This is a genomic window from Rickettsia endosymbiont of Polydrusus tereticollis (genome assembly GCF_964026385.1).
GTDB lineage: Bacteria > Pseudomonadota > Alphaproteobacteria > Rickettsiales > Rickettsiaceae > Rickettsia.
Map to the genome: position 1 here is coordinate 122,564 of NZ_OZ032142.1, position 14,893 is coordinate 137,456.

Consider the following 14,893-nt stretch of genomic DNA (forward strand, 5'->3'; position numbering starts at 1 on the left):
ATGAAATACCAGTATTATACAGCTTTACGAGGATTTTGTCTCCTATATCTCATGCAATATCCGGGCTAAACGTCTCTTAAGATGACCATGTGCAGCCTCAACGCTACCATTCTCATGTCCTTTCCCACGATTGTTTCTTGTAGCATGCATGCCATAATGAGCACATACTTCTTTATAAGAACATGTTATATCATCTGACTCCTCTTGCGATAAATTCTTGAAAGCAGCTGACAAACTGTCAGTCCTATGTTCTTCAGGACATCCTCCTAAACTCCATAATGCATCCTGAAGCGATTGAGAAAGAGCGGTAAAACTTTCTCCGCCCTGAATCACTTTCATAAAAGACCAATTACTATAAGCTAACCGAAAATGATACAATAGATGCTTAAACGGTTTACCACAAATAGTAATCTCTATGCCTTTTAAAGCAGTAAAATCCGATAAACCTTGACGACCGGGTACATGAAGCTGGCGAAAGATAACTTCCTTTTCCGGACCATATAATGCTCTCCACTTGCTAGTGCGTCGCTGAACAGTTCTTAAAATGCTGTCCGGATATTTTCCTGGGTATTCGTCTTGAAGATATTCTAATAATGTCCAAGATGTTAAATATGGTAGTTGTTCTAATAAAGGAACTAATACACCTTCCCATACTCCTTCTAATGGATCGTTACGGTACTTACGTACTTTCTTCCCTTTCGATAAAGATAACACTTCCCTACGTTCTAAATTCCTACCACTACGTTGTGAAAAACCTGCTTTAGCTGAACAAATTGTTTGATTCAAACCTGATTTTCTTAATTTCATATATACCTCGTATTGCTGATTTGTTATTCTTCTACCGGGCATCTGTAAACTCCAAAAGTATTCAGATGCCTATTTTATCACCGGCAAAGCTAACTGTCATCCCTCGGCAATCTTACATGACATTACATACTCTACTTCTTATAGGTTTTGAATAATGGTAATCATCTTTATTTGTTTTTATTGATCTTAGTTTGCTGGTTCAGTTTTTAGATATAGGGATATTTTGATTTTAAATGGTTTTTTATTTCACCATTATACTGTATACTGAACTTTGCAAACTTAAAACTTGTATCCAATATTGATCTGTTCAAGAAAAAATTTGCAGAATTCCTTAACACTTATAATTATGCAGTTGACTTCCAAAATTTATTGAGCATTCATGATGATTGTAACAATGAAAAGTTTAAACTATTTATATGGATAACGTCATAAAACGAAGATTAAAATTAGAACAAAAGAAGGCTAAAATAGTTACGGAAGAGGCTAAACTTAAAATTCAAGAAAGGAAAATTCGTACTCGTCATTTGATTGAAATGGGAGGTTTAGTTGTAAAAGCAAAACTTGACTGTTTGCCAACTAATAGCTTACTTGGTGCTTTGGTTTCTCTGCAAAATGAATTGACTGAGAGCCCAAGAATACAAGATCAATGGACTCAAATCGGCAAAAATATTTTTGATCAAAAATTAAATAATCAACATTCATTATCTTAATGAGACTATGGTATAATGGAATGGATCCAGAAATTAACAAATGCATATTTATGGGTCTATTTTAATACTGTATCAATTTTTATCCGTTGCTAACATAATTCCATGATCAATTTTGTAAGCTAAAAATTTACCAACTATATTACTTATTAATTATTAAGTTAGAGAAAGAAGCTAGCCTGAATATTGCATGATAAACATTATAAAATCTCTTTATGCTTTAAAGTGATCAGGATTATAGGGGATTGTATCATAAAATATAAAAATACAAATTGTATTTTTATATAAATTTTTAATCCCTTATACCACAAGGGTTTAATAAGGTATTTTCCTTACATTCATGCAATATCCAGGCTAGTTGCATCTAACTTATTCATTAGCATTAAAATTAAAGCTACCAAAATACTCATCGTTAATGCAAGTCTAATACAAAATTTTGCTTTTGCTTTACCGTAAAATTCAGCGATTAAATTGGTTATTAGAAATGTTAGCGGATAGAAAATTGCCCCCACCGATAATTCAAATGTATGAAAAGGTAGAATAGGTAAATATACAAATTTTTGATATATGCAATTACCGATTATTGATAGTACTGTGAATAGAGTGCATAAAGTAATATATATCCTTTCCATTAGTATATTTGATTGCATTATTTATTATTTTTTTGATAGTTAAGGTTAAATAATACTACCATAAAATAAGCTAAAATAGCGAAGCCGCAAAGATATAAAATAGGAAATAGATTAAAATTAAACGATTTCATCGATAATAAACAGATATAATTAGCGGTGCCGGACATTAGCATTGAGCCGATAGTATGACCGAAACTTATTACACGGTAACGCTCTTTAACCGGCAAAGCTTGAATAACGACGCTGTGAGCAAGAGCATTAAAGGGAGCAACGGAAGCAGCAAGCATTAGGCAGGCGGCAAGTCCTAAATTAGTCATTTGGTAATAAACCGCAACAATAAAAAAACTACTCGCCGTAATCGTACCTAGAAGAGCAATTTTTACCACTATCATAGCACCCAAGCGATCGGCTATCAAGCCGGCGATCGGCATAAACACTGCAAAGCACATTACTATTAATACCGAGAAACTACTAATAATAAAAGTGGTTTGAGGTAGCACCATCGGTAAATATTGCTTCATAAAAATAATAGATATTTGGTATGTTACCCCAAAGCCTCCCGCTAAAAATATTAGCATTAAAATAACTTGCCATTGTTTTTTGATTAAGTAAGTAAATTTTTCGGTAACTAATTGCTTGTTTTTAGTTTCTATAAATTCAGGTGTTTCGTCAAATTTTTGGCGGTAATAGATAGTTACCAAAGCAAGAGGTAAACTTAATAAAAACGGAATACGCCAACCCCAATCGGGAAAAATATGAGCGTTAAAAAAATTAGTTGTGCCGATCCCGATTAATAAACCGATAACGCCGGTGCATCTAGTTATAGCTGAAGCGGTAAATTGGAATTTAGGACCTAAATGTTCAATAACGTAAATTGCCGCACCGTCATATTCGCCGGCGATAAAGATACCTTGCATAAAGCGACATAAAACTAAAATTATCGTACTCCAAACACCGATTGAAGAATATTCGGGTAATAAACCGATTATTGCAGTCGGAATTACAATACCGATAATAGTAATGCTTAATGCTACCTTACGACCGTATAAATCTCCTATTCGCCCGAAAAGAAGTGCACCGATAGGCTTTGATAAATAGGCAACCGCATAAACGGCAAAAACATTTATTAAGCTCGTTAAATGATCCGTAGCTTGAAAAAATTTATCGGCAATGATGCCGGCAGAAAAACCGTATAAGCTATAATCGTAATATTCAATGATAGTACCTAAAAAAGCCCCAATAACTTTATTGAGTGATGTTTTAGTAGAGGGGTTTGTTTTCATGTGAAGGTTTGTTATTTGGTTGTGTAGTTAATTCGAGGACGTCATTGTGAGAAGGTAGCAGCGTTGTTGCGTGGATCGATAAAAGTAGCAGTATGTCATTCCCGCGCAGGCGGGAATCTAGAAAAAATACTTAAAATAAGCAAAATTATATAAAAATTTACTATATAATTCGCTTAAATATTCTCTGGATTCCCGCCTACGCGGGAATGACATCGAAAATTCGAGCCACCCAACAACACTACTCCTTTACAAACTACTACTCAGCATCCATTTATTTTTTTCATGAACTTTAATACGCCCGATAATCATATCGGCAGTTCCCTCGTCACCTTCTTCTTGAGAAATTTTAACACCTTTATAAAGCGTAGCAATGATAATTTCTTGATCATGAACTAAATCTTTAAGCATTGCAGTTGAGTTAGAATTTATATTCGGCTCTTTAATAGAAGTATGTTTCATTAAATCAGATAAAGGCGATACTTTGGACTTAAGTGTACGGATTCTTTCGGCAAGCTCGTCTATTGCTTCCGCTAGCTCCTCATATTGTCCTTCAAACAATAAATGCAGGCTTCTAAATTCCGAGCCTTCCACATTCCAATGATAATTTTGGGTTTTGAAATATAGAGCGTAACTATCGGCTAAAATTACTTCTAAAGCTTTTATTATGTTCATGTTCACACCTATTATTTATTGATAGTTTTTTAATGAGTTTATAACATTTTTCTCAATATTACTATTAATACTTAAACAAAAATTTACTTGTAAATTAATAAAATTTGAGTTAACGTGTACATATTATACGTATAGCTTCAAGCAATAAGGTTCAGACATTAAATTTTAGAGCGAGATTGCACAGCATATCGCTCTATGTCATTCTAGCTAAAAGCGGGAATCCAGAAAAAACACTTAAAATAAGCAAAATTATATAAAAATTTACTATATAATTCGCTTAAATATTCTCTGGATTCCCGCCTTCGCAGGAATGACATCAAAAATTCGAGCCATGCAACAACGCCATGCCTGTGCAGGAATGACATACTTTTGCTTTATCGAACTATGCAACAATACCGTTAACTAACATCAATCACGAAAATTTATTATTTTTCGGAAAGCCATTCGGTGGGATTTTGCCGACAGTGCCTCTTTTAGCCAAAAATGCCGTAATATTTTTCTCGAGCCTAATTTTACCGCCTATGTTCCAACTTAAGCCATCTGCTTTATTGAATATTTTAATATCGGTAAGTTTAGCATTTTTAAATTTCTGAAATATTACCCCCTGCCCCTTCTTCATCTCCGGTATTTCATCAATATTAAATACTAATAATTTTCGGCTTTCACCGATGCAAGCGATGCTGTCCCCGTTAACCTCTAAACAAGCAATGCAAGAATAACCCGCAGGCATTTGCATAATTTGCTTGCCGCCTTTAGTTTGTGCCATTACTTCGTTTGAGTTAACAATAAAGCCTTTGCCGTTATCACTTGCTAGCAATAAAAGTTGATCGGGTTTATGAACGAGTATATTAGTGATCTCGTTATTGCCTATATCCACCAATAATTTAATAGATTCGCCGTTACCTTTACCTTTAAAAATATTATCGGCTAGAATAGTAAAAAATTTACCTTCCGAACTGACTATCAGGATTTTATCGGTCGTATAGGCTTCCAAAATAAATTTTTCTTTGTCGCCTTCTTTATATTTAATATTTGATAAATCGTTATTATGACCTCTTAAAGAACGTACCCAACCCATTTTTGAGCATAAAATCGTAATCGGTTCTTTAGTTACAAAAGCCGATATATCAACTATTTGAGCGGTAACATTAACTTCATCAAAGCTAGTGCGTCGTGCACCAAGCAGAGTATTTAAACCGAATTTAACTTGTACCGCCTTTACTTCTTTCTTAACGATTTTCCATAATTCTTTTGGATTACGTAATATTTCTTCTAATACCGCCTGTTCTTTCTGTAGCTTATTATATTCATTAATAATTTCTTGCTCTTCAAGTTTGCGTAAAGAGCGAAGCCTGGTATTAAGTATCGCCTCTACTTGGATTTCAGTTAATTTAAACCACTCTATCATAATTTCTTTCGGCTCGTCTTCTTCCCGAATGATTTTGATAATTTCATCGAGATTTAAATAGGCTATTCGTAGCCCCTCTAATATCTCTAGACGATGCTTTATTTTATTTAAAAGATAAGTTGACTTGCGGGTAACGATATTTTGACGATGACTTAAGAATTCTTGCAATATTTCCAAGATATTCATAACTCTCGGCACGTTATTACTACCGATCACATTCATATTAATTTGGATTCGGCTTTCTAAAGTCGTTAATTTAAAAAGTGACTCCATGACTATTTGCGGATCGCAATTGCGATCACGCGGTTCGATAACCAACCTTATAATGTCCGTTGATTCATCACGAATATTGCCGACTAGCGGAATTCTTTTATCCTTTAATAACATGGCTATTTGCTCGATAAGCCTTGATTTTTGGATTTGATAAGGTATTTCCGTAACTATGATTTGATAAGAACCGTAAGATAGCTCTTCTTTTTCCCATCTAGCCCTGACTCTTAAACTACCCCGTCCGGTCATATAAGCTTGATTAATTACCTCGGCTTTATCAATAATTATGCCGCCTGTCGGGAAATCCGGTCCTTTAACAAAATTCATTATATTAGAAACGCTAGCTTCAGGATGATCAATTAAATAGAGCAAGGCATCGCATAACTCATGTAAATTATGGGGAGGAATACTGGTTGCCATGCCTACTGCTATGCCTTCCGAGCCGTTAGCTAGCAAATTTGGAAAACTTGCAGGCATTATTACCGGCTCATAATCGGAATCATCATAAGTAAGGCGAAAATCAACCGTTTCTTTATCAATATCCTCCATTAACAGCGTACAAATTTCAGTCATGCGTGATTCGGTATAACGCATTGCCGCTGCGTTATCGCCGTCGACTGAACCGAAATTTCCTTGCCCGTCAATTAACGGATAACGAAGAGAAAAATGTTGAGCAAGACGTACTAACGTATCATATACCGCCACATCACCGTGCGGGTGATATTTACCGATGACATCCCCGACTACCCTTGCACATTTTTTATAAGCAGAATTCGGCTCTAACTTTAGTTGCAACATGGCATATAATAACCGACGATGCACGGGCTTTAACCCATCACGCACATCAGGCAACGACCTTGACATAATAGTCGATAAAGCATAAGCAAGGTAACGTTCCGATAAAGCATCGGCAAAGTCAATATTTTCTGTTTTCATATGGTACTTGTTACTTATTTCAGGTGTTGTTGGATGGCTCTAAAAAAGTGCTATATGTCATTCCCGCATAGGCGGGAATCCAGAGAATATTTAAGCGAATTATATAGTAAATTTTTATATAATTTTGCTTATTTTAAGTGTTTTTTCTGGATTCCCGCTTTTAGCTAGAATGACACCGAAAATTCGAACCATACCACAGCCACTTCGTGGCTTCGCTATTGTAAGTCTAAAATATGGTATGACCTGAAAAGACTATTCCTCAAATCCCGGCTTTCCTGGTAGTTTAGAGTTAATATAATCTATTAATTGATAAGGTAGTAAATTCAACAATTTTAGCATGAAATAGGTTAATTTGGGAAATATTATTAAACCCTTTTGTGCATTGATGCCGTTTATTATAATTTGTGCAGCTGTATTTGCCGAGATTTTAAAGGGCATCGGGAATTTATTAACTTGAGTCATCGGGGTATCTATATATCCGGGTATTACTACACAAACTTGCACGTTAAATTGCGAAAGATATCCTCTCAAAGCATCACCGAATATTTTAATAGCCGCTTTGCTAGCGGAGTATGAGGGAGCACTTGAGAGTCCTAGCATGCCCGCCATTGAGCTTATCATAACTATTGTGCCGTTTTTATTTTTAATCATTTGCTGCATACAAGGCAAGATAAAATTTAAACTGCCGTTTAAGTTAGTAGCAAATATTTCTTCTACTTGTTGCGAAGTTTCGGGCTTATCTAATGTGCCGGCCGATATTCCAGCCGAATTAATTAAAATATCGATTTTATTATTTTTAATAATTTCCGCTAAATGAATAGCTATTTGTTCTTTATCTCTCACATCACAAATAATTGATATTACTTCTGCTTGATAGTTTTTGCAAATAGAGGCTACTTCTTCAAGCCGTTCTTTATTCCTACCGAATAAAAAAAGCCGAGTATCCTTAGCAGCGTATTTAGTAGCTAAAGCCTTGCCAAGACCGCTTGAGCTACCTGTAATTATGATTGTTTTTTTATGCAAAGTCATTATAGTTATAAGTAATTTTATATCAAAATAACAGATATGGTATTATATACAATAAATATACATAAAGGACTTATTATAATTTTATCTTCACCCTCCGGTGCCGGTAAGTCCAGCTTAACTAGAGCGTTACTAAAAATTGATGATAATTTACGATTATCTATTTCGGCAACCACTAGAATGCCAAGACCTAAGGAGATTGAAGGAGTAAGTTATTATTTCAAAACTAAACCGGAATTTGAAGAGCTAATAAAACAAAATCTGTTTTTAGAATATGCTAAAATTTATGATAATTATTACGGCACTTTAAAAAAAGATGTCGATGACTTACTAAATCAAGGTTTAGATGTTTTATTTGATATCGATTGGCAAGGAGCAAGAAGTATTAAGCAAGCCGCAAGTAACGTAATATCGATTTTTATTCTTCCGCCTAGTCTTGAGGTGCTAGAGCAACGTTTGAGAAATAGAGCCGCAGACAATGAAGAAGTCATAAAATTACGAATGCAATCGGCAGCAAGCGAAATAGAACATGCAAAAGAATATGATTATATAATAACTAATGATGATTTTGATGTTACTGTGGAAAAGATACATTCAATTATTGTAACTGAAAGAGCAAAGTAGCGTTGTTGCGTGGCTCTAAAAAAGCACCTTATGTCATTCTAGCTAAAAGCGGGAATCCAGAAAAAACACTTAAAATAAGAAAAATTATATAAAAATTCACTATATAATTCGCTTAAATATTCTCTGGATTCCCGCCTTCGCGGGAATGACATCAAAAATTCGAGCCACGCAACAATGCCTTCAGTCGCTCGCAATGACGTTTGGGGTATCCATACAACAACGCTCGAAGGCAGGAATGACATACGGCACTTTTTTAGAACTATGCAACAACGCCGCACAAAGTTAAAAAAGACTCATTAAATACTGATTATAGGATTTGAGTAATATTTTATATTGTCCGGATGTCGAAGCAGTCGGGTGTGGCGTTACGTAAACTTGACGAGTTTGAGGAATTGCTGCAGTTAATTCTCTTAGAGCTACCGGCATATTATAAGCAGAAGTTACTAAACGCACAGATGTAAGATTATTAGCTACAATAAAATCAGTTGCTTTTTTAGCATAATCCTCTTCGGACATTATATTATTCGGTGCATATATTACCTGTTCGTCTCTAATATCCTGTTCTTTTAATAAATTTCTTAATTGATCTTGTGAAGAGATACCGGTAATAAATAATATAGGAGCATAGCCGGCTTTTAATAAAGCAATAGCGGTTTCTACTCGCCGCCCGCCTCCGGCAAATACTATTATGGCATTAGTGATGGTATTATTAGTTTTATAGGAATTTATTAGATATATATAATATGCAAAACCGCTAACCCAAAGGAAGCATATTGTTAAAATAGCTAATGCAATTTTTCGCATTAATTAAATACCTTTTTAAATTCTGTTTGAAGAATTTTATCAAATTGATTCATTTTAATATTAACGCCGATTTGAGTCAAGGAAGTTACTAAAGAATCAGTTAACCCGCAAGGTATGATACCGGTAAATTTGTTCAAATCCGTTGAGATATTTATAGCTATTCCGTGATAAGTAACCCATTTTTTTACCCTTACCCCTATTGCCGCAATTTTGGCAAAATCATTATTTTTGTCTTTCACCCAAACCCCTACTTTATCGCTAATAATATATGCTTTAATTCCTAAACACAGTAAACTATTTGTTAGCCATTCCTCTAACATTTTAATATATAATTTTAAATCTTTAGTGCGGTTAGGGGATGCTAAATTAAGAATAGGGTAGATAACTCTTTGCCCCTCGCCGTGAAAAGTAAATTTCCCGCCTCGACCGGTATAAATTACCGGAATATTATCGGGGTTTAGTAATTCATTTTGCCGATAACTAGTGCCGGCAGTATAAACTTCCGAATGCTCGGCTAAATAAACGGTTTCCGCTAAGGAATTGTTAATTACGCCGCTAACATGCTTCTCCATCAAATTTAGAGTATCTAGGTAATTTGATAATCCCGGTATCGTTATAAATTGTACCATATAAAAATAAATACTATCTTTCAGGTCTTTCTTTCTTATTGCTTTTTAAACTAGATTGTGGAGATAAGGAAGTATATCTAATATTGCTAGGTTGCTTAAAAGCCTTAACAATTTCCGGATGCTTATCAATTATTGCTTCTAACTTATCTTTTTTGAAAAGTTGTTTTATTGGATCAATTACAATTGAACGCCATTTTTGTCCGAAGCTCATTTCTTTGTTTGCCATTTTAGCACATTTTCTAAGTGCTGCACCTATATTAGCTTCTAAAGTAGCTTTTTCTTTTTCATCTTTAATTATCGGTTCTAATATAGAAATTATTCCAGTTTTTAACCTTTTTATTTCTTTATCATCTAAAATCTTGACATTAGTTTTATCACAATATTTGTCTAATTGTTCTTTCGCAAAATTTTTACGCTCTTCGGAATTTTTATGAGTGTTTTTAAAACATTTAACTGCCAAAGATTCGATTTTTGCATCTTCCGGTAAGCTTTGTATTTCTCGGAGCTCAATTTTCTTAAGCCCTACTAATATTCCTTGCTCTTGAAAGTTGTTAAGAGTTTTTTCATCAAGACCGGTTATTTGAGATAATGACTCTAATGCAACGTCGGCTTTAGGAGTTCCTGCGATTATTTCATTGATATAAGCGATTTTTTTATCATCAAATAGAGTTTGCCTTATATTATCATTGGTAACATCTTGTGAGATTTTTAATTTCTTCGGTAGGTCATATCTAATATCTTTATTAAATTCAGAGATATAAACATTCATTTTAGGCATCTTTGAAGCACAGCCGGGAATAAAATCCTTTCCTTTCAAATTAGTAATATCTACTTCTAAAACCCCTTGAGCATAATCTACGGATTCGTCAGAACTTGTAGGGTCAATATGAATACCCATATTAGACCTACTCCGAACTATTACTTTATTACCTTCCGCTACTTCAACCATTAAAAAATCTCTTTCTCTGTTCATATCAGGAGTACCATTCGGGTAAAATTGCTCCATTTTACCTTGAAAATTCTTGGTAAAAGCATTAATAGGAAACCAACCGGCACCAAATGTACCTTGATGCCACAAAGTGGTAATAAAATCTTTTTGCTCGCCGGTTAAAGATGATTCATTCTTTATGGTTTCTGCATTAATAATTCTTGTATTACCTGATTTATCTTTAAATAAAATTTCCGCTCGTGGATCAACTTGAGCTGTGTTACCGTTTATATCCGTGATTGTACCGCCGATATCTTTAGTAGTTTGTCCTTGAACTACTTGTTTGTAAGCGTTTAGCCTATTTTCTAAGCTAGCTGCTATATTCTCGGAAGTTATATTTGGTTTATTAAATTCTAGGAGCATTTTAGCCGAAATTGCTTCTGTAGTAGTAAGAGTATTTTTCCCTCCCGTATCATCAATTAAATTAGCACAAGAGCTTAAAAAATTATTTAATTCAGAAGATATTTCAGTAGCAGGTTTTTTGATTTCCTCATAAAATTTTGCTTTGAATTCAAAATTTTCCGGTTCTTGCTTTATATTTTTAACGTCTTGAAAATCCTTTCTTTTTGTAAGTAATTCTAGGTCTTTTAATAATTTTTCAGTATATTTTTCTTTTAATTCAGCAATAGAAGGTTTAGTAGAAGAATTTAGAGAATCATGCAATGCTTTTAATCCCCCAACCTGAATTTCTGACTTCAGCATTAACAAATTTGTTATTAGATGAAGATTATTGGTTTCTTCTAAGGACAAATTATCTCGATAAGTATTTAAGTCGTTAAAATCAATTTTTATACAGCCATATAGGTTTGTCATTAGGTATAATACTCCTTAATAATTTTCTAATTAAAGTTCCAGCTCCTCGTATTTTACTTCTAATACTTCATAAGATTTTAGTCCCTTGGGTGTTATTACTTCTACAACGTCGCCTATCGATTTGCCGATTAAAGCTTTAGCAAGCGGCGAAGCTATCGAGATTCTTTTTTTAGTTATATCCGCTTCATATTCTCCAACAATGATATAGGTAACGTTTTCTTCGATTTCATCATCAATTAATGTAACCGTTGCGCCGAATTTTATACTATCACCCGAGAGCTTTGAGATATCAATAATCTCGGCTCTTGCCATTATGTCTTCAAAATGTAAAATACGTCCTTCAACAAAAGCTTGCTTCTCCCTAGCGGCATCATACTCAGCATTTTCCGACAAATCGCCAAACTCTCTAGCTGTGGCTATATCTTGGGTAGTCTTCGGACGTTCTACATGTTTTAAGTGCTTAAGTTCTTGCTCTAATTTTTCAAAGCCTTTGTTGGTAATAGGAAATTTTGCCATAATTATCTTGTCTAAATTAAGTATTTTTGATACACTGCTACTAGGCAGACTATTAAGTTATAAATATGTACTCAAGCTAGTATATTTATATTAATAAAATTTGTCAAACAAGCCTTTAATAAATTGTGTGCATGGGTTTGTCAGGTCAAGGCGGCTTGTTGCCTGGCTTCCAGAATCGTCATGGCGAGGTGCGTTGTTGCATGGTTCTAAAAAAGTGCCGTATGTCATTCCCGCTGTCCCTTATGTCATTCTTGCGAAGGCAGGAATCCAGGCTAAAAAGCCTTAGCTTGTAAGGCTTTTTTCTATATAACTGTAAGTTATCGTTATATCTTTAGTTTAATTTTTCTGGATTCCCGCCTTCGCGGGAATGACATCAAAAATTTGAGCCATGCAACAACGCCGCCTTGCCATGCTTTCAATTACCCATAAGTTATAAAATAATATACAATAGGAAAAAATTTATGAGTAAATAATGCCAAGAAATAAATTTTCAACACAAGCAGAATTAAGTAAGGTAGTAAGAAACCATGGTCAGAAGAAGTGGTTAGATAGCGATAGTGCAGGTAATGGTTTTAAGGATAAGCGTTTACAGCAACGTTTTAGAAAACTACTTGAACAGATATGGAACAGTTTAGGTCAAACTATACCTCTTGCCTGTCAAGACTGGGCAAATACTAAAGCTGCATATAGATTTCTGTCAAATGATAAGGTAAGCACACAAGAGATATTAGAAGGACATTTCCGGATTACAAAAGAACGTGTATCAGCTCATAAAGAAGGAAAGATACTTGTACTTCAGGACACTACAGAGTTTTCATATAATAGAATAAAAGCTGAAGATATAGGCTGGACTCAAAACATCCATACAGGTAAGGATATAATGGGTAGACCTATCTTGCATAAAAAATGTGGTATTTTAATGCATTCAAGTTTAGCAATAACTGACAATGGTTTACCACTAGGTCTTTGTGCCATCAAGTTTTGGACACGCAAGCAATTTAAAGGAACTAATGAATTAAAAAAACGTATTAACTATACCAGATTACCTATTGAAGAAAAAGAAAGTTATCGCTGGCTAGAAAATTTGACACAATCGACTGTTCTACTGAAGGCACCACAGAGATGTGTTCATATTGGGGATAGGGAAAGTGACATTTATGAATTATTTGTAATAGCGAAAGAATTTGATACGCATTTTCTTGTCAGAATTTGTCAGGATCGGTTAATTGAAGATGGCTCTCGTACTATTACTAATAAAATGAATACGGTAAAAATCAATGGATTGCACAATATTGCGATCAAGAGCTCGGATGGTAGTATGATAGAAGTGGCCTTAGAAATCAGATATCAGAATATAAAAATACTTCCTCCTGTTGGTATTAAGCAGAAGAAATATCCAGCATTACTACTCACAATCATCCATGCAATAGAAAAAGAAACGCCAACTAGTAGAGAAAAAATAATATGGAAGCTTGTTACAGATTTACCTGTTACAACAATAGATGAAGCCATTGAAAAACTCGATTGGTATGCCTTAAGATGGAAAATAGAAACTTTTCATAAAATACTCAAGTCCGGTTGCAGAGTTGAATCATTAAAACTCAGGACAGAGGCACGCCTGAATAATATTATTGCTATATTCTGTATAGTAAGTTGGAGAATTTTTTGGATGACTATGATGAATAGGTGTACACCTAATGCACCACCAGAATTAGCTCTAACAGATGAAGAAATTACCCTAATTAATGCCTTGCCCAATAATAAAGCTAGTGATAACATACAAAACAAAACTCTTTCTTATTACTTAACCAAGATAGCCAGGCTTGGCGGGTATATGAACAGAGCATTAGACCCACCTCCTGGGAATATAGTAATGTGGAGAGGGTTGTCTAGGTTGGTTGACCTTAGGTTAGGATTTAATATTGCAATGAAAATGACTTATGGGTAATTGAAAGCTTGCCATGACGTTTACGGGAGTCACGCAATAATGTAAGCTTGTTTAGATATATGAAATTATGGACTTAAATTTTGAACTAAAACGTAAAATTTTCCACTTATCTGCTTTAGCAGTACCTTTATGCTATCTATTCACCTCTAGGTTAATTGCCGTTTTATTGTTATTCATAGCGGTAGCGGCTACTTTATATCTTGATATATCTAGACATTATAATGGGACGATTAGAGAATTTGTAACTAAATTTTTTACAAAAATTATGAGATCGGAAGAGGCTAGCGGCTCATTTCGCTTAAGCGGCGTTAGCTTTATGATGCTGGGCTTTTTTGTAACGGCTCTTCTTTTTCCTAAAAATTTAGTAATTTGTTCGTGGCTAATTTTGATAATATCCGATTGTTTAGCGGCGTTAGTCGGGATAAAAATAGGTGAGCCTTTAGATAACGGTAAATCAATAGCTGGAGCAAGTGCTTTCTTAAGCTCGGCGGTTTTTATCAGTATTCTAGTCTATTTTTTCATCGGGTTTAATACAAGCTTTATCGTTATAATAATTAGTTCTATAGCTGCAACCGCCGTTGAGTTCTATTCAAAACAAATCGGTGTTAACGATAATTTGTCGATTCCGCTTGCTTATTGTCTTTCTACCGTTATTTTTAGTTTTATATTATAGTATACTCAAATGATTTCAAGAATTGAAGTTTATTTTGAGGGCGACCGGCGTTGTTGCGTGGATACTCCAAACGTCATTGCGAGCGACTGAAGGCAAAGGCATTGTTGCGTGGATCAAATTTTTGATGTCATTCCCGCGAAGGCGGGAATCCAGAGAA

The 14,893-nt window shown here is 34.5% G+C and carries 16 protein-coding genes; 5 read left to right on the top strand and 11 right to left on the bottom strand.

Annotated elements, in window-relative coordinates:
• Nucleotides 1–42 precede the first annotated feature (42 nt).
• Nucleotides 43–849: an IS21 family transposase gene (gene istA / locus AAGD48_RS00570; protein ID WP_341790038.1), complete on the bottom strand. Its 807-nt coding sequence runs from the start codon at nucleotides 847–849 to the stop codon at nucleotides 43–45.
• A gap of 374 nt (nucleotides 850–1,223) precedes the next feature.
• Between istA and AAGD48_RS00575 the strand changes: the two genes are divergently transcribed.
• Nucleotides 1,224–1,517 (top strand): conjugal transfer protein TraD, encoded by a 294-nt coding sequence (locus AAGD48_RS00575; protein ID WP_341790039.1) that lies wholly within the window; start codon nucleotides 1,224–1,226, stop codon nucleotides 1,515–1,517.
• A gap of 335 nt (nucleotides 1,518–1,852) precedes the next feature.
• On the opposite strand, the gene AAGD48_RS00580 is transcribed toward AAGD48_RS00575, so the two are convergent.
• From AAGD48_RS00580 to AAGD48_RS00600, 5 genes are all read right to left on the bottom strand, one after another.
• Entirely contained in the window at nucleotides 1,853–2,164 is a 312-nt protein-coding gene (locus AAGD48_RS00580; RefSeq protein ID WP_341790040.1) for a VUT family protein, read from the bottom strand.
• The gene (locus AAGD48_RS00585; protein WP_341790041.1) at nucleotides 2,164–3,429 is read right to left on the bottom strand and encodes an MFS transporter; all 1,266 of its coding nucleotides are present in this window, start codon (nucleotides 3,427–3,429) and stop codon (nucleotides 2,164–2,166) included. The genes AAGD48_RS00580 and AAGD48_RS00585 overlap by 1 nt, the downstream gene beginning before the upstream one ends.
• A gap of 246 nt (nucleotides 3,430–3,675) precedes the next feature.
• A complete protein-coding gene (locus AAGD48_RS00590) occupies nucleotides 3,676–4,101 on the bottom strand; it encodes a Dps family protein (protein ID WP_341790042.1) in 426 nt (141 codons plus the stop codon).
• Nucleotides 4,102–4,513: 412 nt separating this feature from the next.
• Nucleotides 4,514–6,715 carry a DNA topoisomerase IV subunit A gene (gene parC / locus AAGD48_RS00595; protein WP_341790043.1) on the bottom strand — a complete coding sequence of 734 codons (2,202 nt, stop codon included), beginning with the start codon at nucleotides 6,713–6,715 and terminating at the stop codon, nucleotides 4,514–4,516.
• 252 nt (nucleotides 6,716–6,967) lie between these two features.
• Entirely contained in the window at nucleotides 6,968–7,744 is a 777-nt protein-coding gene (locus tag AAGD48_RS00600) for an SDR family NAD(P)-dependent oxidoreductase (RefSeq protein WP_341790044.1), read from the bottom strand.
• Between the two features lie 36 nt (nucleotides 7,745–7,780).
• Between AAGD48_RS00600 and gmk the strand changes: the two genes are divergently transcribed.
• Complete coding sequence (gmk, locus tag AAGD48_RS00605) at nucleotides 7,781–8,365, top strand: guanylate kinase (protein WP_341790045.1); 585 nt, start codon at nucleotides 7,781–7,783, stop codon at nucleotides 8,363–8,365.
• Nucleotides 8,366–8,510: 145 nt separating this feature from the next.
• Nucleotides 8,511–8,651, top strand: coding sequence for a hypothetical protein (locus AAGD48_RS00610; RefSeq protein WP_341790046.1), 141 nt, complete (start codon nucleotides 8,511–8,513; stop codon nucleotides 8,649–8,651).
• Here the strand turns inward: AAGD48_RS00610 and AAGD48_RS00615 are convergent.
• The 5 genes from AAGD48_RS00615 to AAGD48_RS00635 form a co-directional block, all read right to left on the bottom strand.
• On the bottom strand, nucleotides 8,648–9,169 hold the full coding sequence (locus tag AAGD48_RS00615) for a YdcF family protein (protein WP_341790047.1): 522 nt from the start codon (nucleotides 9,167–9,169) through the stop codon (nucleotides 8,648–8,650). The genes AAGD48_RS00610 and AAGD48_RS00615 overlap by 4 nt on opposite strands.
• Nucleotides 9,169–9,798, bottom strand: a complete 630-nt coding sequence (lipB, locus tag AAGD48_RS00620) for a lipoyl(octanoyl) transferase LipB (protein WP_341790048.1) — start codon at nucleotides 9,796–9,798, stop codon at nucleotides 9,169–9,171. The genes AAGD48_RS00615 and lipB overlap by 1 nt, the downstream gene beginning before the upstream one ends.
• 13 nt (nucleotides 9,799–9,811) lie before the next feature.
• Nucleotides 9,812–11,599, bottom strand: a complete 1,788-nt coding sequence (locus tag AAGD48_RS00625; RefSeq protein ID WP_341790049.1) for a hypothetical protein — start codon at nucleotides 11,597–11,599, stop codon at nucleotides 9,812–9,814.
• 30 nt (nucleotides 11,600–11,629) lie between these two features.
• On the bottom strand, nucleotides 11,630–12,118 hold the full coding sequence (greA, locus tag AAGD48_RS00630; RefSeq protein ID WP_341790802.1) for a transcription elongation factor GreA: 489 nt from the start codon (nucleotides 12,116–12,118) through the stop codon (nucleotides 11,630–11,632).
• Between the two features lie 87 nt (nucleotides 12,119–12,205).
• Nucleotides 12,206–12,343: a hypothetical protein gene (locus AAGD48_RS00635; RefSeq protein ID WP_341790050.1), complete on the bottom strand. Its 138-nt coding sequence runs from the start codon at nucleotides 12,341–12,343 to the stop codon at nucleotides 12,206–12,208.
• 244 nt (nucleotides 12,344–12,587) lie between these two features.
• On the opposite strand from AAGD48_RS00635, the gene AAGD48_RS00640 reads away from it, so the two are divergent.
• Together AAGD48_RS00640 and AAGD48_RS00645 are read left to right on the top strand one after the other, a co-directional pair.
• Nucleotides 12,588–14,063, top strand: coding sequence for an IS4 family transposase (locus AAGD48_RS00640; RefSeq protein ID WP_341789378.1), 1,476 nt, complete (start codon nucleotides 12,588–12,590; stop codon nucleotides 14,061–14,063).
• A 67-nt stretch (nucleotides 14,064–14,130) separates the two neighbouring features.
• Complete coding sequence (locus AAGD48_RS00645) at nucleotides 14,131–14,736, top strand: diacylglycerol/polyprenol kinase family protein (protein ID WP_341790051.1); 606 nt, start codon at nucleotides 14,131–14,133, stop codon at nucleotides 14,734–14,736.
• The last annotated feature ends 157 nt before the right edge of the window (nucleotides 14,737–14,893 follow it).